Source organism: Aeromonas sp. FDAARGOS 1417, assembly GCF_019046985.1.
GTDB classification, from domain to species: domain Bacteria; phylum Pseudomonadota; class Gammaproteobacteria; order Enterobacterales; family Aeromonadaceae; genus Aeromonas; species Aeromonas veronii.
On the sequence record NZ_CP077221.1, the window covers coordinates 3,246,477 to 3,271,418 of the forward strand.

Genomic DNA, 24,942 nt, shown 5'->3' on the forward strand with positions numbered 1-24,942 from the left:
CCTTACTTGCGAAGCGGTAGAAAAATGGTGAATTCGGTGTGACCCGGCCAGCTGATGCAGTCAATTCGCCCCTTGTGCTGGTCGATCAGGTTCTGGGCGATGGAGAGGCCGAGCCCGGTTCCCCCCTCCTTGCCGGTGATCATGGGGTAGAACAGGGTGTCGCGAATGGCATCGGGAATGCCGGGGCCGTTGTCGATGATCTTGATCTCCGCTGCCAGCCGGTAACGCTGGCCGTGTATGGTGATCTGGAACGCGGTGCGGGTCTTGATACGGATAAGCCCGGTCTGATCCCCCAGTGCTTCGGCGGCATTGCGCACTATGTTGAGAAACGCCTGCTGCAGCTGATCCGGCTCCATCTCGAATTCGGGGATGCTGGGATCGTAATCCCGCTCGATGCGAACAGAGGGAGGGAGTTCGAGCTCCACCAGTCGGCGTACCTGCTCCAGCACCGAATGGACATTGTGCATCTGGTGACGGCCGGGGCGCTGGGGGCCGAGCAGCCGATCGACCAGTACCCGCAGCCTGTCAGCCTGTTCGATGATGATGCCGGTATATTCGCGCAGCGCCGGATCCGGCAGCTCTTTTTGCAGCAGCTGGGCTGCGCCGCGCAGGCCGCCGAGGGGATTCTTGATTTCGTGGGCCAGCCCGCGCACCAGCTCCTTGGCCGCCAGCTGCTGGGCATGTTGCTGCTGCTCCTGGCTGATCTTCTTCTGCTGGTCGATCTTGCGCAGCTCCACCACCAGCAGACGCTGTTCGTGGTCGGCCATCGGGGTGGCGCTCAGCTCCACCAGTCGCGGTTCTCCCTCTACCACCAGAGTCACTTCGCTATCGGTAAAGCCTTGCCCTGACACGAGGCACTGCTTGAGCCGCTGCAAATCGAGGGAGATATGTTCCAGTAGATGGGGCAGTTCGATGCCGATCAGCCGGCGTTCACTGAGAGAGAGCAGCTGTTCAGCCGCCGGGTTGACGAACTGGATGCAGAGCCGCTCATCCATCAGGATCACGGCGGTCAGCAAATTATCCAAGAGTGTTTTGGCGTTGTCCGAGCGGGTTGGCACAGGTTTCTCCCTAAAACGGTGCTACACACCTGTCATGCACCGATATGGTGCATAGAGTTTACCCGCATCGGTGCGCTATATCACCCCTAGTCGGCTTTGGGGGTGGGTTTGGGAGCCGGCGTCACGCTCGCTCTATGCAGGTAAAAGGTGACTGCACTGGATTTAGCAAGGATCGTACCGTCTTTGGCGAGCAGCTCGAGTTGAGCCTCGTGGGCGCCGCGATCGACGTTTTCGACGCGGACAGAGAGGCTGTTGCTGACGATGGGGGCGGCTTTGCCATCCAGGGTCAGGCGCACATCATACTGGGTTGGCGGTTTGGGGCTGATTTGACCCTGAAAGACGATATTGCCTGTGTTGTCGCGCAGGGTGCTGCCCTGTTCCGGGGAGAGCAGTTCGATGGTCAGCTTGGCAGCCTCTTTCTCTTTCTTGGCATCGGCGCCGGTCAGGCTGTTGAAGTTATCCACTTGCACCGATCTGGGCGCGCTGCTGCCCAGCAGCGGGGCGACCCGCAGATCGACCTCTTTGGCGTTTTTGCCGGGTGGTGGCGCATCCGAGTAGTGGGTGATGCCATTGCCATCGACCCAGGAGTAGACCTTGGCCGCGTCCGCAGCGAACGAGGTCAGCAACAGGAGGCTGAGCACCCCTATGCCATGCTTGTTGTTCATCCATCTCTCCTTGACGGTATTTTGCTTAATCCTATCAGAGAAAAAACCCGCCAGATGGCGGGTTTTGTCACGATTAAGCAAGCTGACCTGATTTAAACGGCCAGTCTGCTGAGACTTAGACGGAGTAGTACAGCTCGAACTCCAGCGGGTGCGGGGTCATGCGCACACGGTCAACATCCTGCTGTTTCAGTTCCAGGTAGGAGTTGATGAAATCATCGCTGAACACGCCGCCACGGGTCAGGAACTCGCGGTCAGCATCCAGAGCAGCCAGTGCTTCGTCCAGAGAGCCGGCAACGGTCGGTACTTCTGCAGCCTCTTCCGGCGGCAGGTCGTACAGGTTCTTGTCCATGGCATCGCCCGGATGGATCTTGTTGATGATACCGTCCAGACCAGCCATCAGCTGAGCTGCGAAGGCCAGGTACGGGTTGGCTGCCGGATCCGGGAAGCGCACTTCGATACGACGGGCTTTCGGGCTCGGAACCACCGGAATACGGATGGAGGCAGAGCGGTTGCGGGCAGAGTAGGCCAGCATGACCGGTGCTTCATAACCCGGAACCAGACGCTTGTAGGAGTTGGTGGTCGGGTTGGCGAAGGCGTTGATGGCCTTGGCGTGCTTGATGATACCGCCGATGTAGTGCAGCGCCATCTCGGACAGACCGCCATACAGGTCGCCGGCGAACAGGTTGACGCCGTTCTTGGCCAGAGACTGGTGGCAGTGCATGCCGGAGCCGTTGTCACCGAACATGGGTTTCGGCATGAAGGTGACGGTCTTGTTGTAGGCGTGAGCCACGTTGTGGATCACGTACTTCAGTACCTGTACTTCGTCAGCTTTCAGCGTAAGAGTGTTGAAGCGGGTAGCGATCTCGTTCTGACCGGCAGTGGCCACTTCGTGGTGGTGAGCTTCAACGACCTGGCCCATCTCTTCCAGCACCAGACACATGGCGGCGCGGATATCCTGGGAAGAGTCGACCGGTGCAACCGGGAAGTAACCGCCTTTCACGAACGGACGGTGACCCTTGTTGCCATGCTCATAGGCAGTGCCGGAGTTCCATGCGGCTTCTTCAGATTCGATTTTCACGAAGCTGTGGCCCATGGTGTTGGAGAAAGTAATGTTGTCGAACATGAAGAATTCCGGCTCCGGCCCGAACAGCACGGTGTCAGCGATGCCGCTGGACTTCAGGAAATCTTCTGCACGTTTGGCGATGGAGCGCGGATCGCGATCGTAGCCCTGCATGGTGGCAGGCTCCAGCACGTCACAAACGATGTTCAGGGTGGTCTCTTCGGTGAACGGGTCCAGCTTGGCGGAGGCTGCGTCCGGCATCAGCACCATGTCGGATTCGTTGATGCCCTTCCAGCCGCCGATGGAGGAACCATCGAACATCTTGCCGTCTTCGAAGAAATCTTCATCAACCTGGTGAGCAGGGATGGATACATGCTGCTCTTTACCCTTGGTGTCGGTAAAGCGCAGATCAACAAACTTGACTTCGTGTTCCTGGATCAGGGCCAAAACGTTCTGGGCTGACATGCTAAGTAACCTCCGGTGTTAAAACTCTCTGGGTGAATGCGTCGTCGTATTCACATAAGCCAGTATCGTGCCAAGTTTGTGACAGCTTGATTTCAGGGCAATCTTGCTGAAGAGGCTCCCCAAAATCAGGCGATCTCGACTCGCGTTGCATCAATTTAGTGCGATGGTGGATCGTTTTGGTGCACTGTAATGGTGCGCGAAATACGGTCACCGCCCATCTAAGCAGGGTTTGTCAGAGAGGTCTATGATCCAGATCTGTTGTTATGCGCGAATGTACTGCAATTCTGCTAGGCAGATCACAAAGGCAAGAGTACAATTAGCGCCCAATTTTACCCGGTGATTGAGGCGAGAATGTTAGAGAATTTACGCAATATTGCGATTATTGCGCACGTTGACCACGGCAAAACGACTCTGGTTGATAAGCTGCTGCAGCAGTCCGGCACCCTGGACCGCTCCACGGAAGGCCAGGAACGGATCATGGACTCCAATGATCTGGAACGGGAACGTGGCATCACCATTCTCGCCAAGAACACTGCGATCCGCTGGAATGACTACCGCATCAACATCGTTGATACCCCGGGTCACGCCGACTTCGGTGGTGAAGTAGAGCGCGTACTGTCCATGGTTGACTCCGTGCTGCTGCTGGTTGACGCCGTTGACGGCCCGATGCCGCAAACCCGTTTCGTGACCCAGAAAGCGTTCGCTCAGGGTCTGAAGCCGATCGTGGTCATCAACAAGGTTGACCGTCCGGGTGCTCGTCCTGACTGGGTAATGGATCAGGTATTCGACCTGTTCGACAACCTGGGCGCGACTGATGAACAGCTGGATTTCAAAGTTGTTTACGCCTCTGCACTGAACGGTTGGGCCACCATGGATCAGGACGTCGAGTCCGAGAACATGGAGCCGCTGTTCCAGGCTATCGTTGACAACGTTGAAGCGCCGAAGGCTGATGCCGAAGGTGGTTTCCAGATGCAGATCTCCCAGCTGGACTACAACTCCTACGTGGGCGTTATCGGTATCGGCCGTATCACCCGTGGTCGCGTCAAGACCAACCAGCAGGTCACCATCGTTGGTGCTGACGGCAAGACCCGTAACGGTAAAGTCGGTCAGGTGCTGGGTTACCTGGGTCTGTCCCGTACTGAAGTTACCGACGCGCAAGCGGGTGACATCATCGCTATCACCGGTCTGGGCGAGCTGAAAATCTCCGACACCATCTGTGACAACGGTGCTGTTGAAGCGCTGCCGCCGCTCTCCGTTGACGAGCCGACCGTGAACATGACCTTCCAGGTCAACACCTCACCGTTCGCCGGTAAAGAGGGCAAGTTCGTGACCTCCCGTAACATTCTGGAGCGTCTGAACCAGGAGCTGGTCCACAACGTGGCTCTGCGTGTGGAAGAGACTGATGATCCGGACAAGTTCCGTGTATCCGGTCGTGGTGAACTGCACCTCTCCATCCTGATCGAAAACATGCGTCGCGAAGGTTACGAACTGGCTGTGTCCCGTCCGGAAGTAATCCTGCGTACCGTTGATGGCGTTCTGCAAGAACCGTTCGAAACCGTAACGGTGGACGTTGAAGAAGCGCACCAGGGTTCCGTGATGGAGCAACTGGGTCTGCGTAAAGGCGAAATGACCAACATGACTCCGGATGGTAAGGGTCGTGTCCGTCTGGACTTCATGATCCCGAGCCGTGGCCTGATCGGTTTCCAGACCGAGTTCATGACCATGACCTCAGGTACCGGTCTGCTGTACCACACCTTCGACCACTACGGTCCGCACAAGGGTGGCAGCATCGGCGAGCGTCAGAACGGCGTGCTGATCTCCAACGCAACCGGTAAGGCTCTGACCTACGCCCTGTTCGGTCTGCAAGACCGTGGTCGTCTGTTCATCGGTCACGCGACCGAAGTGTACGAAGGCCAGGTGATCGGTATTCACTCCCGTTCCAACGACCTGACTGTTAACTGCCTGAAAGGCAAACAGCTGACCAACATGCGTGCCTCCGGTACTGACGAAGCTCAAGTGCTGACTCCGCCGATCCGCATGACTCTGGAACAGGCTCTCGAGTTCATCGACAACGACGAACTGGTAGAAGTGACTCCGAAGAACATCCGTATCCGCAAGAAATTGCTGACCGAGCTGGATCGCAAGCGCTCTGGCCGTGGTTAATGCCATGTGCTGAGTCTCGGCAGCCCTTGCGGCCGCTGACGGTTCACTGATAAACGGACCCAAACCTCTGGTTTGGGTCCGTTTTTTTATGCTTGTGATCCGCTCTGGCCATCCTGATGAGCTCGTTCAGGCCATCAGCAATGGATGATGAGTGGGCTGATAAGCGGCGAACGAAAGTCGTGGGGATGGGTGAGATAAAAAAGCCGCAGCGGGTGAACGTTGCGGCTTTTTGCTGGCTTGCAGTGAGGGATTACTGGCGCCAGAAGGAGGGGAAGAAGAGAACGGCGACCGTCAGGATCTCCAGTCGTCCCAGCAGCATGCCGAATGACAGCAGCCATTTGGCCGATTCCGGCAGGCTGGCAAAGTTGGTGCTGGGGCCGACCACCGGGCCCATACCCGGGCCGACGTTGGCAACGGCGGTGATGGAGCTGGAGATGGCCGTCAGAGGATCAAGCCCGATAGCGCCCAGCAGCGCGGCTATCACCAGAATGATGGCGAAGTAGGCCAGCACGAAGGAGATCATCGAGCGGATGATGGCGTCATTGACCGTCCGGCCGTTGTACTTCTGGGGGAAGACGGCAGAGGGGTGCATCAGCTGGCGCATCTGCTTTCTGAACAGGGCGAATGCCACCTGTACCCGGAAGATCTTGAGACCACCTGCAGTGGAGCCCGAGCAGGCGCCAAGCGCCAGCAGCACGATGAAGACGATGCTGGCGAGCGGCCCCCAGGTGCCGAAGTCACCAAGGCCGTAGCCGGTGGTAGTGAGCACCGAGACGATGTTGAAGCAGCTGATGCGCAGGGCATCCCAGAAGCCGAACAGGTCTCTCTCCCACAGATAGAAGGTCATGATGACGGTGACCCACACCACCAGCCAGAAGAAGCCGCGCACCTGGGCATCCTTGAACAGGCTGTTGTCCCTGTGGTTGAGGCTCTGCACATAGAGCAGGAAGGGCAGGCCACCGAGGAACATGAACAGGGTGCCAATCCAGTGTGCCGAGTTGGAGAAGTGGGACATGGATTGATCGGAGGTGGAGTAGCCGCCGGTACTGAGAGTGGTCATGGCGTGGTTGATCGCCTCGAACATGTTCATGCCGCTGGCCCAGTAGGCCATGAAGCAGAGCATGGAGAGCACCAGATAGACCACGACGATGTTGTTGGCGACTGTCTTGGCACGCGGGGCGCTTTTGTCCGACCAGTCCGAGCTCTCGGTCTGGAACAGCTTCATGCCGCCGACGTTGAGGTAGGGCAGCACGGCTACCGCCATCACGATAAAGCCGACCCCGCCCAGCCACTGCAGGATGGAACGCCACAACAGGATGCTGTGGGCCATGTTGTCGAGGCCGGAGAGCACGGTAGAGCCCGTGGTCGTTACCCCCGACATAGTCTCGAAGTAGGCGTCGGTAAAGTTGATGTGGGTGATGAAGACAAAGGGCAGGGCGCCGAAGGCGCAGGCCACCACCCAGACCGAGGTGGTGAGCAGGAACATCTCCCGCACCCCCAGATGAAACTCCGCCTTGCGACCGTAGTGGAGGCAGAGCAGGGCAGCGCCGTGGGTGATCAGCACGGACTTGAGAAACTCGACAAATCCCTCTGACCCGGTGAGCAGTGCCAGCAAGGTGGGCAGCCACATGAAGAGCGCCAGCTTGGAGAGCACAAGCCCGAGGGTGAAGATAATGGGACGCAGCTTGATCATGTTCGATAACCTGGTCGTTGATTAACAAAAGACCCGGACCATCCCCTTGGGGGAGCTGAGCCGGGTCTGGTTTGACAGCCTGTGCGCATGAAGACGTTACAGGAAGAAGGGGCTTGGCTGGAACAGCCGCTCCACTTCCGGGATGTACTTCTTGTCCACTAGGAACATGACCACGTGGTCATCCTGCTGGATCTTGGTGCGATCGTGAGCGATCAGCACCTCATCCCCGCGCACTACGGCGCCGATAGTGGTGCCCGGCGGCAGCTTGAGCTCGCCCACCGTCTTGCCGACCACCTTGGAGGTGTTCTCATCACCGTGGGCAATCGCCTCGATCGCCTCGGCAGCGCCGCGGCGCAGGCTGTAGACGTTGGCGATATCGGCCCGGCGCACATGGGTCAGCAGGGCCGAGATGGTGGCCTGCTGGGGCGAGATGGCGATATCGATAGAGCCACCCTGCACCAGATCGACGTAGGCGCCGCGCTGGATCAGCACCATGGTCTTCTTGGCGCCCATCTTCTTGGCGAGCAGCGCCGACATGATGTTGGCCTCATCCTCGTTGGTCACGGCGATGAAGACGTCGATCTGGTCGATGTGCTCCTCGGCCAGCAGCTCCTGATCCGCCGCATCGCCGCAGAAGACGATGGTGTTCTCCAGCAGTTCGGAGAGCTGCTCAGCCCGCTTCTGGTTGCGCTCGATAAGCTTGACGCTGTAGCGCTTCTCCAGCTGACGGGCGAGGCCTGCGCCAATGTTGCCGCCACCGACGATCATGATGCGGCGGTAGGGGCTCTCGAGGCGCTGCAGCTCCGACATCACGGCACGGATATGGCCCGCGGCGGCGACGAAGAAGACCTCGTCATCCGCTTCGATGATGGTGGTACCTTGCGGGCGGATCGGGCGGCCCTGACGGAAGATGGCCGCTACCCGGGTCTCGATGTTGGGCATGTGCTCGCGCAGGGTGGAGAGGGCGTTGCCCACCAGCGGGCCACCGTAGTAGGCCTTGACCGCTACCAGACCGACGCGGCCACCTGCAAAATCAACCACTTGCAGGGCGCCCGGATATTCGATCAGGCGACGTACATAGTCGGTCACCAACTGCTCCGGCGCGATCAGGTGATCCACCGGCACCGATTCCGGCAGGAACAGGCGATCCCGCTCGGTCAGATAGGCTGGCGAGCGGATCCGTGCCACCTTGTTCGGGGTGTTGAACAGGGAGTAGGCCACCTGACAGGCGATCATGTTGGTCTCGTCACTGTTGGTGACCGCGACCAGCATGTCGGCATCCTGAGCGCCCGCTTCGCGCAGCACCTTGGGGTGGGCGCCGTGACCGTTGACCACCCGCAGGTCAAACTTGTCCTGCAGTTCGCGCAGGCGTTCGCTGTCGGTGTCGACGATGGTGATGTCGTTGTTCTCCCCGGCCAGGTTCTCGGCCAGAGTGCCGCCGACCTGGCCGGCTCCCAAAATGATGATCTTCATAGGGAACGTCTACTCACGTTGATGCTGTAAAGGGGAGCGCCAGAATGGATCTGGCAGCTCTCCCGAATGAGGTTTGTCATGCCCGGCTCAGAGCTTGACCAGTTTGGCGTAGTAGAAGCCATCCATCTCGGCTTCACCCGGCAGGAACTGGCGACCCGGGCAGTCCGGGGTGTCCTGTTCGTGCAACGGTACCAATTTGGCATCTTTGGTCGCGGCAAGGAAGGCGCGGATCTGTTCGCGGTTCTCTTCCGGCAGGACGGAGCAGGTGGCGTAGAGCAGGGTGCCGCCGCTTTTCAGCTTGCCCCAGAGGGCGTTCAGAATACGGCGCTGCAGCTCGGCCAGCTCGCGGATGTCCTGATCACGGCGCAACCACTTGATGTCGGGGTGGCGACGGATAACACCAGTGGCGGAGCAGGGGGCATCCAGCAGGATGCGGTCGAACTGGCCCTCCGGCCACCACTGTTCCGGCGCCGCGGCATCGCCATGGATCACTTTGGCGGTCAGGCCGATGCGATCCAGGTTCTCCTGCACCCGCTTGAGGCGGTTCTCGTCGGCATCAACGGCGACCACTCCGGCCAGCTTGGGCTGACGCTCCAGCAGGTGGGCGGTCTTGCCGCCGGGGGCGGCGCAGGCGTCCAGCACCCACTCACCCGGTTGCGGGTCGAGCAGTGCCGCGGCCTGTTGTGCTGCACCATCCTGTACCGAGCAGTCACCGACCTCGAAGCCGGGCAGCTTGGTCACATCGCAAGGACGCTCCAGCAGGATGCAATCCTCGCCCTCTTCACCGGCCACGGCATTGATGCCGGCTTCGGCCATGCGAGCCAGCATGGCATCGCGGCTCTGGCGCTGGCTGTTGTTGCGGATCCACATGGGGGGGCGCTGGTTGTTCGCCTCCATGATGAATTCCCACTCATCGTGATAGGCCTGACGCAGACGCTTGGTGAGCCACTCCGGATGACCGAGGCGAATGCTGGGAACGCGGTCGATGCGCAGCAGAATGACTTCGGCGCTGCGCTGGAAGTTGCGCAGCACGCCGTTGATGAGGCCACGCAGGGAGGTGCCCTTGAGCAGTTTGACGGCGTTGACGGTCTCGGCCACCGCGGCGTGAGCCGGAATGCGGGTGTAGATGAGCTGATAGAGGCCGACCAGGATGAGGTAGTGGAAAATGCGGCTCTTGTTTTTGAGCGGCTTGTCCATCATCTCGTTGACTGCCGCATCGAGGCGGGGCAGCCAGCGCAGGGTGCCATAGCAGAGTTCTTGCAGGAGAGCGCGGTCGCGAGGTGCAACCTTCTCCTGGGCAGCAGGCAGAACAGCGGAGAGGGATTGACCCTGATCCAGCACCTGTTGAATAACGAGAGCGGCCTGTGCACGTGTTTTCATAGAGTTACCTTAGATGCGCAAGTCGGGGCCTGGGCCCCGCTTGTGTCAATTCAATCCAGTTCAATTCAATTGCGTGCCGGGTTCAAACCAGTCGCGGCGAGAGTTGAGCAGATCCGAAACGGACATCGCCTTCTTGCCGGGCGGTTGCAGGGTTAGCAGGCGCAGTACCCCTTTGCCGGTAGCGATATCGATCCCCTGCTTGTCGGCCTTGAGCAGGGTGCCGGCGGGTTGGCCGTGGTCACTGTCAATGACGGCGGCTTGCCATACCTTGACGGTCTGGTCAGCCACTTCAAACCAGCTGATGGGCCAGGGGTTGAACGAGCGGATGCAGCGTTCGATGGCAACAGCCTCCATCGACCAGTCGATGCGGGCCTCTTCCTTGGAGAGCTTTTCGGCGTAGTTGGCCAGCGCATCATCTTGTGCCTCGGCAGCGGTTTCACCGGCGGCCATGGCATTGATGGTGTCGACCAGTGCCTGCGGGCCCAGCTCGGCCAGCTTGTCATAGAGGCTGGCGGAGGTCTCGTCGGCGGCGATGGGGCAGCTGACCTTGCGGATCATGGCACCGGTATCCAGCCCCACATCCATCTGCATGATGGTGACGCCAGTTTCGGCATCGCCCGCCCAGATGGAGCGCTGGATCGGTGCGGCGCCGCGCCAGCGGGGCAGCAGGGAGCCATGGACGTTGATGCAGCCCAGACGCGGGGTATCGAGCACCACCTTGGGCAGGATCAGGCCATAGGCCACCACCACCATCAGGTCGGCACCCAGTGCAGCAAGCTCGGCTTGCGCCTCTTCCTTGCGCAGAGAGGCAGGTTGGTAAACCGGCAGGTTGTGGGCCAGTGCCAGCTCTTTGACCGGGCTGGCGGTGAGCTTCTGGCCACGGCCTGCTGGCTTGTCGGGCTGGGTATAAACGGCAACGACCTCGTGGTCGGAAGACAACAACGCCGCCAGGTGACGGGCGGCGAAGTCGGGAGTACCGGCAAAAATCAGTTTCAGCTTATTCAATGGGGCAGATCCTCAGAGGACTTTGCGATCTTCACGGGCCATCTTTTCCAGCTTCTGGCGAATGCGCTGGCGCTTGAGCGGGGACAAGTAATCCACAAACAGCTTGCCGACCAGATGATCCATCTCATGCTGGATGCAGATGGCGAGCAGATCGTCGGCTTCCAGCTCGAACGGCTTGCCGTTGCGATCCAGGGCGCGGATTTTGATCTGTTCGGCGCGAGGCACCAGAGCACGGCTGCCGGGCACGGAGAGGCAACCCTCTTCAATGCCGGTGCTGCCGCACTGCTCGATGACCTCCGGATTGATCAATACCAGAGGATCTTCACGGTTTTCAGAGACATCGATCACTATGATGCGCTGGTGAATGTCGACCTGAGTCGCGGCCAGGCCAATGCCTTCCTCCGCGTACATGGTTTCGAACATATCATCTACAATCTGTTGTAACTCGGGTGTAAAGGTCTCGACAGGGGCTGCAACGGTGCGCAGGCGCTCATCGGGAAAACGCAATACATCTAGAATGGCCATAGTTTTTTCTTTAGTTTCGTATAAATGCAGTCAATATTGGCGTAATTCTAGTCATTTACGCCGACAAAAAACAGCAACACTTTGCGTACAGAAGTAACAGGGAGTGTTATGTATCTGAAGCAAACCATCCTCGCCTGCCTGCTGGTGACCGTGAGTCAGGCAGCATTGGCCGATCAGCTCAGGCTGAAAGCGGGTTACCCCGAAAGTTATGTAGTGCAAAAAGGCGACACCCTGTGGGATATCTCCGGCAAGTATCTTTCCGAACCCTGGCTCTGGCCCCGTCTCTGGAATATCAATCCGCAGATTGCCAATCCTCACTGGATCTACCCCGGTGATGTACTGCATCTGAGCTGGGTCAATGGTGAACCCCGACTCGGCAAGGCGATGCAGGGTGGCAAGCAAGTCATCCGTCTCGGCCCGAAAACCCGTTACGAGAACAAAGCCAACCCCATTCCGACCCTGCCTATCAGCGAGATCGGCCCCTTCCTGCAAACCGATCATATTCTGGCTGACAGCCAGCAGCAGAAAACCCTGCCCTATCTGCTGGGGTCGGATCAGAAACATATCGGCATGCTGGAGGGGGACACCCTCTATGTGCAGGGCTCCCTGACGCCGGGGCAGGTTTATGGCATTTATCACCCCGGAGTGGTCTACAAGGATCGCGAAACCGGTGAACTGCTGGGCCAGGAGGCGATCTTTGCCGGTGTGGTGCGTGCCGTGGCGCGTCTTGATGGCGATCGGACCGAGGTGACTCTGACTCATAACCAGCGCGAAGTGCTGCAGGGCGACAAGGTGATGCCGCTGCCGGCTCAGGAAAACATGCCCGCCGTCTTCACACCGAAAGCGGCACCTGCCATCACGCCGGGCTATATCATCGATTTGCCGAACAAGACCCGGGGCGGTGGCAAGTTTGATGTGGTGCTGATCAACCGGGGTGGCCGTGATCAACTGGTCGCCGGGGATGTGTTGGATGTCAGACGGCCCGGTGCTGCTCTGGTCACCAAGAATGGCGATGTACAGTACAAGGAGCTCTCGTCGGTTTTTAACCGGGTGTTTTACAGCAGCAACAAGAAGGCACCACTGCCCTCTGAAGCGATTGCCCGTGTCATGTTGTTCAAGGTGTATGACAAGCTGAGTTACGGTCTCATCATGCAGAGTAACGACATGGTGAGTGCGGGCTATCAGGTCACTCACTTCTGAGGTGAACTACCCCGACGCGCGTCTGGCGCTCTGGCTAACTCTCGATGCGGTCACCGGTATTGGTCCGGTGACCGCTGCACGTCTGTTGGAACGGGCCGGGGGAAGTATTGAGGCCCTGTTTCAGAGCGATGAAGCGCAACTGCATGGTATGGGGTTGTCGTCAGAGCAGATCAAACAACTGCGCTGGCCCTCGCCGGTGGTTGAGCAGAGCCTGGCTTGGGCCGCTTTGCCTGACAATCTCCTTATTCCGCAAGATCACCCGGTTTATCCACCCTTGTTACGGGAAATTCCCGCGGCCCCCCTGTTGCTCTACTGTCGTGGAGATCTTGCTGCGCTATCGCTACCCCAGCTGGCAATGGTGGGGACACGCCATCCTACCTATGCAGGCAAAGATAATGCCTCCCGCCTTTGTAGCGAGCTGGTTGGATGCGGGTTAGCCATCACCTCGGGCCTTGCGCTCGGTATCGATGGTGTCTGCCATCAGCAGGCGCTGGCTTCTGGTGGTATTACCATTGCCGTGCTGGGCTCCGGGCTGGATTGCCTCTACCCCAAACGCCATCAGGGGCTGGCAGGCCAGATTCTGGAGAGCGGTGGTTTGCTTATTTCCGAGCTGGCGCCGGATAAAGGGCCGCTGGCTGAACATTTTCCTCGTCGCAACCGTATTATCAGTGGTCTGTCGCTGGGAACTCTGGTGGTGGAGGCGACCGAGCAGAGCGGTTCGCTGATCACAGCTCGCTATGCGCTTGAACAGGGGCGCGAAGTCTTTGCGGTACCCGGCGCCCCGCAAAATGCCCAGGCGATAGGGTGTAACAGATTAATTCAGCAGGGGGCCAAACTTGTGCTGAGTGCGGCCGATATAGTGGAAGAGTTGCCAGAGTGGGTCGCACGGCCAGATCCGTCGGTTACATCATCTGAGCAACCGCATAATAGCGAATTGCCTTATGCCGATTTGTTGGATAACGTAGATTATGAGACCACGAGCGTGGATACCGTTGCCGAGCGGGCCCAGCTTCCTGTCGAAGTGGTATTGGGCAGGTTGGTAGAGCTGGAACTGGCCGGTGCAGTGATGGCGGTAGCCGGTGGATACGTCAGAGCGAGGAGGGCGAATCATGTTTGATGTATTGATGTACCTTTTCGAGACCTACATCCACAGCGATGCAGATGTGATGGTCGAGCAGGATGAGCTCACCGACGAGTTGAGCCGGGCCGGTTTCGATAAAGAAGAGATCGACAAGGCACTCGACTGGCTGGAGCGACTGGCCAATCTGCACGATAGCGAGCGGGAGGTCTATGTCACCGCCAGCGCGCAAGGCTCGATGCGTATCTATGCTCCGCAAGAGCTGGCACGCCTCAGCACCGAGTGCCGCGGCTTCCTGCTCTTTCTGGAACAGGCCCAGGTGTTGAATGCCGAAACCCGCGAGATCTGTATCGAGCGCCTGCTCGAGCTGGACAAGCCGGATATCGAGCTGGATGACCTGAAGTGGGTCGTCATGATGGTGCTGTTCAACGTACCGGGCAGTGAAAATGCCTACCAGCAGATGGAAGAGCTGGTGTTTGATGAGTCAGACGGCGTCATTCACTGACAGTCCGGTGCCGCGCTGGTAGAATTCAGGCCATCTGGATTTCAAGGCGCGGCCCATGTCAAAAATCGATCATCACCTCTTTTCAGCCCACGAACATGCCTTCGAGCGCGAGCCGTGCCCGCAGTGCGGGGCCGAGCTGGTGATCCGCCAGGGCAAACATGGCCCCTTTCTTGGCTGTTCTGCCTATCCTGCCTGTGATTACATTCGCTCCCTGACGCCATCCGGCCGCGACATCGAAAAGGTGCTCGAAGGCTCTGCTTGTCCCGATTGTGGAGAGCCGCTGGCAATCAAGAAGGGGCGTTACGGTCTGTTTGTCGGTTGTACCCAGTATCCGGCCTGTCAGCACATCGAATCCCTGCAGGAGAGCGATGATACCCAGATACTCTGCCCCGAGTGCGGCAAGGGTCATCTGGTGAGCCGCACCTCCCGCTACGGCAAGCAGTTTTACTCTTGTGATGGCTATCCACACTGCAAATATGTGGTGAACGACAAGCCGATCCCCATGCCTTGTCCCGCGTGTGGTTGGGGCATCATGGTAGAGAAAAAAGTGAGGGGAACTCTGCGTTGGGTCTGTCCGCAAAAGAAATGCGGCCACCAAAGTGAGCAGGTATAATCCGGCCGCCGCAACCGGATTGAAACGTTTTCGGTGAACTTCAACCCCCCACTTGGAGTAAGGAAATTCCCACCATGAATAAACCCTTTGTTGCCGTATTGATGGGCTCTGATTCTGATTTCCCCGTGATGCAGACCACCCTCGAGGTGCTCAAGTCATTTGATATCGCAGTGGAAGTCAAAGTCACCTCCGCGCACCGCACGCCGGCTGCGACTCATCAGTATGTGACCGATGCCGAGGCCCGTGGCTGCAAGGTCTTTATCTGTGCTGCCGGTCTGGCGGCGCATCTGGCGGGTGCCGTAGCCGGCATCACGACTCGTCCTGTGATCGGGGTACCCATCGATGGTGGCCCGCTCAAGGGGCTGGATGCGCTGCTCTCCACCGTGCAGATGCCGGGTGGTGTACCGGTGGCGACCGTGGCGATCGGCAAAGCCGGTGCCAAGAACGCAGGTTATCTGGCAGCCCAGATGCTGGCAGTAGCCGATGATGAACTGGCGGCCAAGGTTCGGGCCGAACGCCAGAAGAATGCCGAAGAGGTGATGGCCAAGGATGCCGCCCTGCAGGCTCAACTCAAGTAAGTGAATAGGTGGCGATCCGGATGTGTCGTATTTTTCCTGTGCAACAGCAACACGTTACTTTGCCATGGTCGCCGCCATACGGATTCAACTTGCTACTAAGTGACGAGGCGGCAGCGTGGCTGCCGCATTTTTCCTATGCCAAATGAATTTGAACAGGCGGTTGCCGCCCTCCAACAGGAAGGGGTGATTGCTTATGCGACCGAGGCCGTGTTTGGTCTGGGTTGTGATCCCGACTCCGAAGTTGCGGTGCAGCGACTGCTGGCCATCAAACAGCGTCCGGTGGAGAAGGGGTTGATCCTGATTGCTGCCGACGTGGCGCAATTGCAGGATTACATCGATCTGAGCCAACTTAGCGGTGAGCAACTGGCTCGGGTTGAAGCCAGCTGGCCCGGTCCTTTTACCTGGATCATGCCTGCCCGTGCGACGACGCCGACCTGGCTGACCGGGCAGTTCGAGACCCTGGCGGTGCGCGTGACGGCTCATCCTCAGGTGCAGGCGTTGTGTCGCGCCTTTGGCAAGCCGCTGGTCTCTACCAGCGCCAACCTGACCGGTGAGGAGCCTGCCCGTCGGGTAGCCGATATCGGTGAGCGGCTGGCAAGCAAGTTAGCCTATATCCTGCCCGGTGAAGTGGGTGGTCAAGCTAACCCCTCCGAGATCAAGGACGCCCGAACCGGCGCCATTATTCGCCCCTCCTGAGCTGGCGGATACGTCATGATTTGCTATCAATCCGCTGAGCGGTGAGTTCATCGGATTGATTTAACTATAAAAATGGACAGGGCGTTCACGATCCTGCCTGACTGGAGACAAGATGAGCAAACCGGATGTGGCCCAGGTCAAGGCCTTCCTGTTGCAGTTGCAGGACGAGATCTGCCGTGGTCTGGAGCAGGCCGATGGCAGTGGACACTTTGTGGAAGATGCCTGGAGCCGTGAAGGCGGTGGCGGTGGTCGTACCCGTGTGCTGCGCCACGGTGCGGTGATCGAGCAGGGGGGCGTCAACTTCTCCCATGTCTATGGCGATGCCATGCCTGCCTCTGCTACAGCCCACCGGCCAGAGTTGGCCGGTCGCAAGTTCGAGGCAATGGGCGTGTCGCTGGTGATCCATCCGCACAACCCCTATGTGCCGACCAGCCATGCCAACGTCCGTTTCTTCATTGCCGAGAAAGAGGGTGAAGAGCCCATTTGGTGGTTTGGCGGTGGTTTCGATTTGACGCCCTTCTACCCGTTTGCCGAAGATGTGCAGCACTGGCACCAGGTCTCCCGTGATCTCTGCCGGCCCTTTGGTGATGAGATCTACCCCGAGTTCAAATCCTGGTGCGATCGTTACTTCTTCCTCAAGCACCGCAACGAGACGCGAGGGGTGGGCGGTCTCTTCTTCGACGATCTTAATCGCTGGCCTTTTGCCGACTGCTTTGCCTTTATGCAGGCGGTAGGTCGGGGATATCTTGATGCTTACCTGCCGATCATCGAACGACGCAAGGCGCTGCCCTATGGCGAGCGGGAGCGGGAGTTCCAGCTCTATCGTCGCGGCCGTTATGTGGAGTTCAATCTGGTGTATGACCGGGGCACCCTGTTCGGGTTGCAGACTGGCGGACGTACCGAGTCGATCCTGATGTCGATGCCACCGCTGGCACGTTGGGAGTATGACTGGCAGCCGGAAGCGGGCACTCCTGAAGCCTTGCTCTACACCGATTACCTCACGCCGCGAGAGTGGCGGTGACCCGAGGGGCCATGATGGCCCCTTTTTACTGGCCGATATTCGGCTTGTTCCCGAGAGTGAAAACCCGTTAAATCGGAATATTGCCCTCTGATGGAACTCTTTGATGGATCGTTATCTGGTTTTTGGCCACCCGGTGCGCCACAGCAAGTCCCCCTTCATTCACACCCTGTTTGCCAGACAAACCCAGCAAGAGCTGGAGTATGGGCTGGCTGAATCCGCTGTCGACGAGTTTGCCCAAGCCCTGCGCACCTTCTTTGACCAAGGGGGCAAGGGATGCAATGTCACCGTTCCCTTCAAGGAGCAGGCATTCACTCTGGTCGATCGCTTGAGCCCGAGGGCCAAGCGGGCGGGCGCGGTCAATACCATCAAGCTGACCGATGATGGCGTGTTGCTGGGGGATAATACCGATGGTGCCGGATTGGTCGCCGATCTCAAGTCCCATGGTGTGACGCTGGCGGATAGCCGGATCCTGCTGCTGGGTGCCGGTGGCGCTGCTCGCGGTGCATTGGCGCCGCTGCTGGCTGAGTTGCCGAGCGAGCTGGTGATCGCCAACCGTACCCACACAAAAGCGCAACAGTTGGCTGCCGAATTCCACGATCTGGGGCCTGTGACTGCTCAGACCTATGAGCAGTTGGCAGGGCCATTCGATCTCGTCATCAACTCTACCTCCGCCAGCCTGCAAGGAGAGCTGCCGCCGTTGGCCCCTGCCCTGATCCACACTGATATTGCCATCTACGACATGATGTATGGCGCCTCGGATACGGCGTTTATCACTTGGGCCAAGCAGCATGGGGCCCGTCAATCCATGGATGGACTCGGCATGCTGGTGGAACAGGCCGCCGAAGCGTTTACCGTGTGGCGCGGAATTCGTCCCGGGACTAAACAGGTATTGAGAGAGTTGAAGCGTAACTTGGGGGTGATATGAACCAGGGTATTCTGTTTCCCGACCTGATGGAGTGGCAGGCTGACGAACAGCGGGTGCGTTTTCCTGCCCAGCAGATGGGGGCGCTGATAGATTGTTACATTAGCCAGCGGCGACTGGAGAGAATGACAGGTCTGGCGCTGACGAGGGAGGATGACATCGTCAGAGCCTTCGAAAGTGTACGTTTTGATATTGAGGACATGGCTGAAAAACTCATTGAAGAACAAGAGTTTGCTGAAGATGGCGCTATCTATCTCTGATTTTTCAAAGTTTTTTTGTTTTGTAGCGGAACTACTTTGAAATGGCGCTGACTAACTAGATAGTTGAGGAAGTGCTAGCTAGTCACCTTTATAACTCCCCGGTATTCGTACTGGGGATTTTTTTATCTACATGAAAGTAAAGGGTTTTTTATTAATCTGTAAGTTGTGAAACTAAATTACATAAATTACTTTCACTTTCTGCTGCTTTGCTGTACAGTTGTCTGCGTAGGGTACAGAGGTAAGATGTTCTATCTTTCAGACCTTTTATTTCACGTAATTGAATGTGGCTGAATAGCTGCCCCGATGAGGTTCTCGTCGGGGTGTTTTTTTATGTGTGTCATTTAGAGTAAATGCTTTAAATTGGCGATGCATTTGATAGAATGAGGCTGCTTCTTGAGGAATACCTGTCGTCTGGTACTCAAGATTCAGCTTCTTCCCAATTTTTTGAACTTATTATTTCAGGCTGGATGGCATCACTGTCGTCCGGCCTCATTTTTATCCCTTTCGGTTATACCTTGTAATTAAATTTCATTTTTGTCTCTTTTTGTGATTCTTGTTCGTTTTGAAAGAACGAATTTGAAAACGCTATCAACGCCTACTTAAGTTAATTATTCGTGTGAATTAACTGCCTATCTATATGAACTTTAAGCAGTATTGGATATAGCAGGGGGAGGCGAATGCGGGGTATTTGTCGTGAGGCAGGTGAAAGCGGCAATCTGAAACCCTTTCAATCAGCGGAGGAGTGCTCCGCCAATTGCAAGGAGAGCGAGGAGTAGATTACTCCTCGGCAGGTTGCTGTTCATCAGCGTCCAGCAGGTCGGTATCGTCACCACTGACGTACCATTCGGTCAGGGTTTGCGCCAGCTTCTCCACACCGATATTGGTGAGGGAGGAGAACGCTTCGACCTGGATCTGGGAACCGAGGTTGGCAACGGCCTGGCGCACCTTGATCACCTGGTTGTTGCGCGGGCCGGGGCTCAGTTTGTCAGCCTTGGTCAGCAGTAGCATGACGGGCAGCTGGCGGTGCGAGCTCCACTCCAGCATGTTCATGTCGGTATCTTTGAGCGGATGGCGGATGTCCATCAGGATCACCAGACCTTTCAATGACTCACGGCGCTGCAGATACTCTGCCAGTGACTTTTGCCACTTGAGCTTCATTTCCAGCGGAACTTGCGCATAACCATAACCCGGCAAGTCGACCAGACGCTTGCCCGGTTCCAGCTCAAACAGGTTGATCAGCTGGGTACGTCCGGGTGTCTTACTGGTGCGCGCCAGGTTCTTGTGTTTGGTTAAGGTGTTCAATGCAGATGACTTACCGGCGTTGGAACGGCCGGCAAACGCGATCTCGACACCCCCATCATTTGGCAGGTGACGGATGTCGGGTGCGCTGGTCACAAAATGCACCTTATTGAAATTCAGAGTTTGTGTATCCAACGTAAATTCCCCATGGAGATAGAGGGTTATAGAGTTACTTTTTTGTAAAATGGTGTAAAATAGCGTCGCTTAAACGCGTTTATTTTAACATGCCTTCAGCGGCATGGGATCTGGAAGCCTAATAACGAAAAGTTGGAACGCCATGAAGAACCTAGTCATTACTCTTGCTCTGATGGTTGGCGTAACGGGGATGGCACAAGCCAAGGGCGATGCCGCTGCGGGACAGACCAAGGCTGCCGTTTGTGCGGCTTGTCATGGACCGGACGGAAACAGCCTGGTTGATATGTACCCCAAAATTGCTGGTCAGCACGCATCATATATCAAAAAGCAGTTAGTTGAACTGAAGGCTGCCGCTTCTGGTCAAATTGGCCGGGTTGCGCCAGTGATGGGGCCGATGGCGTTACCTTTGTCGGAACAGGACATGGATGACCTGGCGGCTTATTTCTCCAGCCTGAAGGTTACCCCTATCGCTGTCCCTGACGACGTGGTCGACGCGGGCAAGGCACTCTATATGGGTGGTGACATGAGTCGCGGTCTGGCAGCTTGTACGGCTTGCCATGGTCCCCGTGGCTCGGGTGTCGAACAGGCGAAGTATCCCAACCTGTCCGGCCAGCATCCTGCCTATATCAAGGCTCAGCTCACCGCATTCCGTGCCGGCACGCGTGACAACGATCCGAATGGCATGATGCGGGACGTTGCCAAGAAACTGACTGATCAGGATATCGAAGCCCTCTCCAAATATGTGGCGGGTCTGCACTGATATAGTCGATACGGTCGATTTGAGTTGAAACGGGGAGCCTGGGCTCCCCGTTGTTTTTATAGCTTTCAGATAATTCTCGGTTTAATCCCCCCGTTCTGTAAGAGATCTCCCATTCTCAAGGCAGGCCAAGGCTCATAAAATTGCATAAAATATTAAATAATCATTATTTATCAATAAATTATATGAATATTAATATTTTTCGACATGTTGAGAATGTTTTGAGTGGATTGAGCCGCTTTATAGAGTTGGTACAGTAGGCTTAATGGATTCACCCATGGATTGGGTGGCGGTTTCACGACAGGGTGTTGTGAGCAGAGGATGGCTGGCGTGGCGGGATGTCATGGGCTCGGATGAGCTGGCAAAGGATTGAAGGATCAGGATGGTGACCATCTCCGGAGCGGGATGGGGTTGCGGGATGCAGACTCCCCGGCACGATGGCAGGATGCGGTCGAGACGGGTCAAACAAGCACACGCACATTCAGGAACGACCAATATAAGGTCAGGATGACCACACAACGATATGATGCGGCGACAAGTTGTCATGGAGAGGACGAAACAGACTGTTTTGCCATTCAGGATGGCGCACGCATGAACATATCAAGGCAGCTTCGGCTGCCTTTTTTCTTTTGGGTCATTAACCCGATTAGCCATTCTGTGTCAAAATACCAGCAACATGCCCAGAGGATACCGATCCTGCGGTGTTCAGTGGCCTGATTGGGCCTGATTGGTGCGGGATCCTGCTCTTGTTCCAGCCTTACTGTTCCTCGCATCGTATCCCACCGGGTGAGATCATCCCGGGTACGGGTCAAACCAGTTTTTTTCGGAGTTAGCCATTCATGTCTGCCAAACAACTCACTCGCAAGCCTACTGGCAAGCGCAAAGAATCTGATGTCAGTGCTCAGGAAGGCCGTGAGCGTAAACGGGCTGCCAAGCGCAAGGGCCTGAAGGCTGGTTCTCGTCAGCAAGTTGAACAGCCGAAGAACAAGTCTGGCAACAGCCAGTCCAAAGATCCGCGTATCGGTTCCCGCAAGCCGGTAGTTCTGGTGGTGGATGACAAACAGAAGAAGCCGGCAGCACCCAAGGCGGTGAAAGAGAAGAAGCTGGTGATGACGCCCGAGCAAGAGCTGGCTTCTATCGAAAACGATGACCGCTTGAATGATCTGCTGGATCGTCTTGATGCCGGTGAAACCCTGGAAGCGGCCGAGCAGGCCTGGGTTGATCAGCGTGTCGACCGTTATCAGGAGCTGATGGATGAGCTGGGCATCATCGACAACGACGATGATGAAGATGATGAGCTGCAGTTTGATGATGGCGATGACGCCGAGTTCGACGAGCAGAAACCAGCCTCCGAAGAGGAGTTGTGGGACCGTTTCAACCAGGTCGATTTCAAGCCGGAACCCAAGCCTGAGCCAAAGAAAAAGTGATGAGTGGATGGATGCTGGCCGCCCTGTTGGGCGGCCTGATTTTGTCAGGATTGGCCATCTATGCAGGCATGCTGCTGGCCAGGCTGAGACGGCAGCAAGCGATGCAGTGGCAGGCGATTACCGATCGCAATGAACGAATTCTGGATAGCGTACGGGTCATTGCTCATGCGGTGGAGGAGGGGCAGTGTGATTACTCCGAAGGCGCCATTCGGCTGACCAATCTGCTGGATGCGTTACAGATCAAGGGGGGGCGAGCATTCGTTGCCGAGTTCCCGGGTCTGTACGGGCTGTATGAGAAGGTGAAAGATATGCCGACTCATGAGGCCAGACGTGCCCTCAAGCGCAATGAAGTGATGAAGATGGATCTCGAACGCAGCGGCTACGAGGCCGAGCTGGAGGCCCAGATCCTCAAGGATGTGGCCCAGCTGAAGGATTTTCAGTTAGGTCGGTGAGCCAACAATAACAACAAGAGAGGAAGCGAGCGTGCAAGCAGAACAGATTGTGTGGGATCAGGCCCTGATCGAAAAATATAACTACAGTGGCCCGCGATACACCTCTTATCCCACTGCGCTGGAGTTCAACGAGAGCTTCGGCTATCCGGATTTTGTCCGCGCTGCCGGCCAGTATCCCGAGCGCAATCTGTCGCTCTACGTGCACATCCCTTTCTGTCACAAGCTCTGCTACTACTGCGGCTGCAACAAGGTCATTACCCGCCATCAGCACAAGGCTGACGAGTACCTCGACTACCTGGAGCAGGAGATCAAGGCGCAAGCCCCGCTCTTCAAGCACCGTATGGTCACCCAGCTGCACTGGGGTGGCGGTACACCCACCTATCTGGATGAAGCGCAAACGCGCCGCCTGATGGCCATGCTGCGTGAGCATTTCCATTTCGCCGAAGAGGGGGAGTTCAGTATCGAGGTCGATCCGCGCGAGATTGCCATAACCATGCTGGATGTGCTGCGAGATGTCGGCTTCAACCGCATCAGCCTTGGGGTGCAGGACTTCAACAAGGATGTGCAGGTCGCCGTCAACCGCGAGCAGGACAACGATTTTATTAAAGCCATGTTGGAGCGGGCCCGTGAACTTGGCTTCCGCTCGACCAACCTCGACCTTATCTATGGCCTGCCGCATCAGGATCGTACCAGCTTCCACCATACGCTGGAAGAGGTGCTCAAGACGGATCCGGCGCGCCTCTCCATCTTCAACTATGCCCATCTGCCGAGCCGCTTTGCCGCCCAGCGCAAGTTGAAAGAGGTGGATATGCCTGCGCCGCAGGAGAAACTGGCCATGCTGCAGGACACCATCGCCTTCCTCACCGGTCAGGGTTACCAGTTCATCGGTATGGACCATTTTGCCAAACCCGATGACGAGCTGGCAGTGGCGCAGCGCGAGGGCAAGTTGCACCGCAACTTCCAGGGCTATACCACCCAGGGAGATTGTGATCTGCTGGGGCTGGGGGTCTCCTCCATCAGCATGATCGGTGATGCCTATTCCCAGAACCAGAAAGAGCTCAAGGCTTATTACGCACAGGTTGCAGAGCTGGGTCATGCCCAGTGGAAAGGCTGCTCGCTCAATCAGGATGATCTGATCCGCCGTGAGGTGATCAAGCGGCTCATCTGTGATTTCCGCCTGAACTTTGCCGCTGTCGAACAGGCGCACGGGCTCAATTTCAGAGAGTATTTTGCCGACGATCTCAAGCTGCTGCAGACCTTCATCAACGATGGATTGGTGCGTATGACGGAGGATGGTCTGGAGGTTTCCTCCACGGGGCAGCTGCTGATCCGCAATATCTGCATGTGCTTCGATGTCTATCTGCGCAACAAGGCGCGCCAGCAGCAGTTCTCTCGCGTGATATAAGCTTGTTTGCCGATTAGAAAACAGAAAAGGGCGCCATCGTGGCGCCCTTCTCATCTGTATTTTTGCTTAAGCAGCGGGTCGGGAAGGTTCTGGTAAGATGTCTCTGCGCTGAGGCAAGCAATTGGGAATCAAGCAATGGTCGCGGTGAAACGCAGATAAAAAGATGGGGGCGACTTGCGTCGCCCCCGGTAGTCGTATCGCTCAGATCCTTGAACGAAGTTGCTCCCTGCAATCCCTGACTGTTTACCTCTTCCTTTAGGTTTCCCCTTCCCAATCCTTTGGGGTGTCCTTTAGCCATCTTGGCCTGACGAGTCATCCTGTCCCGTCGCACTTTCTCCGTCCCGGGAGGTGTCCTTTACCACATCCTGTGGAGAGTCCATTTGCCCAACCCTGGCAGCCAGTCTTCCTGACCGACTTCATTGCGTCCGTGCATGAGTAACTATAAGGATTTTCTAACCGGCTACAACGTCAGATTGGAAAACGTTTTTGTCATTAGCTATTTCGAAAGTGGTGAGTTTCGATTTATTCATTTATAAACAGCTAGTTAAGTTGCTCATCTTCATGTTTTAAGATCTTATCTTCCGATTATCTCGGGGATCTTTTCGGCTGTTGGCTTACATATGGAATGGCAGATCTCTTACACGGCGTTTTGGTTGCTTCAGAAACAGATTTTGCAGTCTGATGATGGTCATTCGGGGTGAGTTGGTGAGGCACACAAAGAGCGGCTGAAAGGAGAAATTATGAGCGCTGGTTGAGCCGCTCATAGATGGTCTGGCGCTCTTCAGGAGTCAGCGAAGAGAAGTAGTGGGTAAAGAGGCGCAGCAACAGGGACTTGTTCATGCCATCTTGCTGGGTCAGATTACCCAGCTCGTCGATTGCCACCGTGCTCATGGAGAAAGTGGCTTTTTTGTAGCTGGGCTTCAGGTGCTCGCCACTCTCGATAAAGGCCAGCGCCGACAAGGCTTCGTCACGATGCTGGCCCAGTTCAAGGCTGACCACCTTGGGTTTGCCCTTGGCGTAGAACTCCGCATCTTCGATAAATTCGTCGACGGTGAACTTCTTCTGGTGATGCAACTGGTGCTTTTTCTTCAGATCGGCCAGACCCAT

The 24,942-nt window shown here is 57.0% G+C and carries 24 protein-coding genes; 14 read left to right on the forward strand and 10 right to left on the reverse strand.

From position 1 onward, the window contains the following. Nucleotides 1-2: 2 nt before the first annotated feature. The 3 genes from glnL to glnA form a co-directional block, all read right to left on the reverse strand. Nucleotides 3-1,058, reverse strand: coding sequence for a nitrogen regulation protein NR(II) (gene glnL / locus I6L47_RS14945; RefSeq protein WP_005356202.1), 1,056 nt, complete (start codon nt 1,056-1,058; stop codon nt 3-5). A gap of 86 nt (nt 1,059-1,144) precedes the next feature. Beyond that, a complete protein-coding gene (locus tag I6L47_RS14950) occupies nt 1,145-1,723 on the reverse strand; it encodes a DUF4124 domain-containing protein (RefSeq protein ID WP_216947720.1) in 579 nt (192 codons plus the stop codon). A 115-nt stretch (nt 1,724-1,838) separates the two neighbouring features. Further along, the gene (gene glnA / locus I6L47_RS14955; protein ID WP_005339672.1) at nt 1,839-3,248 is read right to left on the reverse strand and encodes a glutamate--ammonia ligase; all 1,410 of its coding nucleotides are present in this window, start codon (nt 3,246-3,248) and stop codon (nt 1,839-1,841) included. A gap of 351 nt (nt 3,249-3,599) precedes the next feature. Here glnA and typA point away from each other — a divergent pair, with 351 nt between their 5' ends. Then, complete coding sequence (gene typA / locus I6L47_RS14960; protein ID WP_005339679.1) at nt 3,600-5,411, forward strand: translational GTPase TypA; 1,812 nt, start codon at nt 3,600-3,602, stop codon at nt 5,409-5,411. Between the two features lie 250 nt (nt 5,412-5,661). Here the strand turns inward: typA and I6L47_RS14965 are convergent, their stop codons facing one another. The 5 genes from I6L47_RS14965 to def form a co-directional block, all read right to left on the reverse strand. After that, nucleotides 5,662-7,104 carry a TrkH family potassium uptake protein gene (locus I6L47_RS14965; protein WP_005341967.1) on the reverse strand — a complete coding sequence of 481 codons (1,443 nt, stop codon included), beginning with the start codon at nt 7,102-7,104 and terminating at the stop codon, nt 5,662-5,664. A 96-nt stretch (nt 7,105-7,200) separates the two neighbouring features. Beyond that, a complete protein-coding gene (gene trkA, locus I6L47_RS14970) occupies nt 7,201-8,577 on the reverse strand; it encodes a Trk system potassium transporter TrkA (RefSeq protein WP_005339689.1) in 1,377 nt (458 codons plus the stop codon). Nucleotides 8,578-8,664: 87 nt separating this feature from the next. Next, complete coding sequence (gene rsmB, locus I6L47_RS14975; protein ID WP_005356215.1) at nt 8,665-9,957, reverse strand: 16S rRNA (cytosine(967)-C(5))-methyltransferase RsmB; 1,293 nt, start codon at nt 9,955-9,957, stop codon at nt 8,665-8,667. 60 nt (nt 9,958-10,017) lie between these two features. Beyond that, nucleotides 10,018-10,962 carry a methionyl-tRNA formyltransferase gene (gene fmt / locus I6L47_RS14980; protein ID WP_005357507.1) on the reverse strand — a complete coding sequence of 315 codons (945 nt, stop codon included), beginning with the start codon at nt 10,960-10,962 and terminating at the stop codon, nt 10,018-10,020. A gap of 12 nt (nt 10,963-10,974) precedes the next feature. Beyond that, entirely contained in the window at nt 10,975-11,487 is a 513-nt protein-coding gene (gene def, locus I6L47_RS14985; RefSeq protein WP_005357510.1) for a peptide deformylase, read from the reverse strand. Between the two features lie 108 nt (nt 11,488-11,595). On the opposite strand from def, the gene I6L47_RS14990 reads away from it, so the two are divergent. The 9 genes from I6L47_RS14990 (at nt 11,596) to I6L47_RS15030 (ending at nt 18,360) form a co-directional block, all read left to right on the forward strand. Continuing rightward, nucleotides 11,596-12,687, forward strand: a complete 1,092-nt coding sequence (locus tag I6L47_RS14990) for a LysM peptidoglycan-binding domain-containing protein (RefSeq protein ID WP_005339696.1) — start codon at nt 11,596-11,598, stop codon at nt 12,685-12,687. A gap of 1 nt (nt 12,688) precedes the next feature. Further along, entirely contained in the window at nt 12,689-13,804 is a 1,116-nt protein-coding gene (dprA, locus tag I6L47_RS14995) for a DNA-processing protein DprA (RefSeq protein WP_216947722.1), read from the forward strand. Then, complete coding sequence (locus tag I6L47_RS15000; RefSeq protein ID WP_005339699.1) at nt 13,797-14,270, forward strand: DUF494 family protein; 474 nt, start codon at nt 13,797-13,799, stop codon at nt 14,268-14,270. Before dprA ends, I6L47_RS15000 begins: the two co-directional genes overlap by 8 nt. A 55-nt stretch (nt 14,271-14,325) precedes the next feature. Next, nucleotides 14,326-14,883, forward strand: coding sequence for a type I DNA topoisomerase (locus I6L47_RS15005; RefSeq protein WP_005339702.1), 558 nt, complete (start codon nt 14,326-14,328; stop codon nt 14,881-14,883). Nucleotides 14,884-14,957: 74 nt separating this feature from the next. Continuing rightward, nucleotides 14,958-15,461, forward strand: a complete 504-nt coding sequence (gene purE, locus I6L47_RS15010; protein WP_005339704.1) for a 5-(carboxyamino)imidazole ribonucleotide mutase — start codon at nt 14,958-14,960, stop codon at nt 15,459-15,461. A 135-nt stretch (nt 15,462-15,596) separates the two neighbouring features. Further along, nucleotides 15,597-16,157: a Sua5/YciO/YrdC/YwlC family protein gene (locus I6L47_RS15015; protein ID WP_216947723.1), complete on the forward strand. Its 561-nt coding sequence runs from the start codon at nt 15,597-15,599 to the stop codon at nt 16,155-16,157. A 112-nt stretch (nt 16,158-16,269) separates the two neighbouring features. Beyond that, nucleotides 16,270-17,178, forward strand: a complete 909-nt coding sequence (gene hemF / locus I6L47_RS15020; protein ID WP_216947724.1) for an oxygen-dependent coproporphyrinogen oxidase — start codon at nt 16,270-16,272, stop codon at nt 17,176-17,178. Nucleotides 17,179-17,281: 103 nt separating this feature from the next. After that, complete coding sequence (gene aroE, locus I6L47_RS15025) at nt 17,282-18,103, forward strand: shikimate dehydrogenase (protein ID WP_216947725.1); 822 nt, start codon at nt 17,282-17,284, stop codon at nt 18,101-18,103. Then, the gene (locus tag I6L47_RS15030; RefSeq protein WP_019445781.1) at nt 18,100-18,360 is read left to right on the forward strand and encodes a DUF1488 domain-containing protein; all 261 of its coding nucleotides are present in this window, start codon (nt 18,100-18,102) and stop codon (nt 18,358-18,360) included. The genes aroE and I6L47_RS15030 overlap by 4 nt, the downstream gene beginning before the upstream one ends. A 777-nt stretch (nt 18,361-19,137) precedes the next feature. Here the strand turns inward: I6L47_RS15030 and yihA are convergent. Then, the gene (gene yihA / locus I6L47_RS15035) at nt 19,138-19,794 is read right to left on the reverse strand and encodes a ribosome biogenesis GTP-binding protein YihA/YsxC (protein WP_026034975.1); all 657 of its coding nucleotides are present in this window, start codon (nt 19,792-19,794) and stop codon (nt 19,138-19,140) included. A gap of 142 nt (nt 19,795-19,936) precedes the next feature. On the opposite strand from yihA, the gene I6L47_RS15040 reads away from it, so the two are divergent. From I6L47_RS15040 to hemN, 4 genes are all read left to right on the forward strand, one after another. After that, nucleotides 19,937-20,554 (forward strand): cytochrome c, encoded by a 618-nt coding sequence (locus tag I6L47_RS15040; RefSeq protein WP_216947726.1) that lies wholly within the window; start codon nt 19,937-19,939, stop codon nt 20,552-20,554. A gap of 836 nt (nt 20,555-21,390) precedes the next feature. After that, a complete protein-coding gene (gene yihI, locus I6L47_RS15045) occupies nt 21,391-21,978 on the forward strand; it encodes a Der GTPase-activating protein YihI (RefSeq protein ID WP_216947728.1) in 588 nt (195 codons plus the stop codon). A gap of 11 nt (nt 21,979-21,989) precedes the next feature. After that, nucleotides 21,990-22,430 carry a DUF2489 domain-containing protein gene (locus I6L47_RS15050; protein ID WP_216949365.1) on the forward strand — a complete coding sequence of 147 codons (441 nt, stop codon included), beginning with the start codon at nt 21,990-21,992 and terminating at the stop codon, nt 22,428-22,430. Between the two features lie 31 nt (nt 22,431-22,461). After that, on the forward strand, nt 22,462-23,835 hold the full coding sequence (gene hemN / locus I6L47_RS15055) for an oxygen-independent coproporphyrinogen III oxidase (RefSeq protein WP_216947733.1): 1,374 nt from the start codon (nt 22,462-22,464) through the stop codon (nt 23,833-23,835). Between the two features lie 738 nt (nt 23,836-24,573). Here hemN and I6L47_RS15060 read toward each other — a convergent pair. Continuing rightward, nucleotides 24,574-24,942 (reverse strand): CopG family transcriptional regulator, encoded by a 369-nt coding sequence (locus I6L47_RS15060; RefSeq protein ID WP_216947734.1) that lies wholly within the window; start codon nt 24,940-24,942, stop codon nt 24,574-24,576.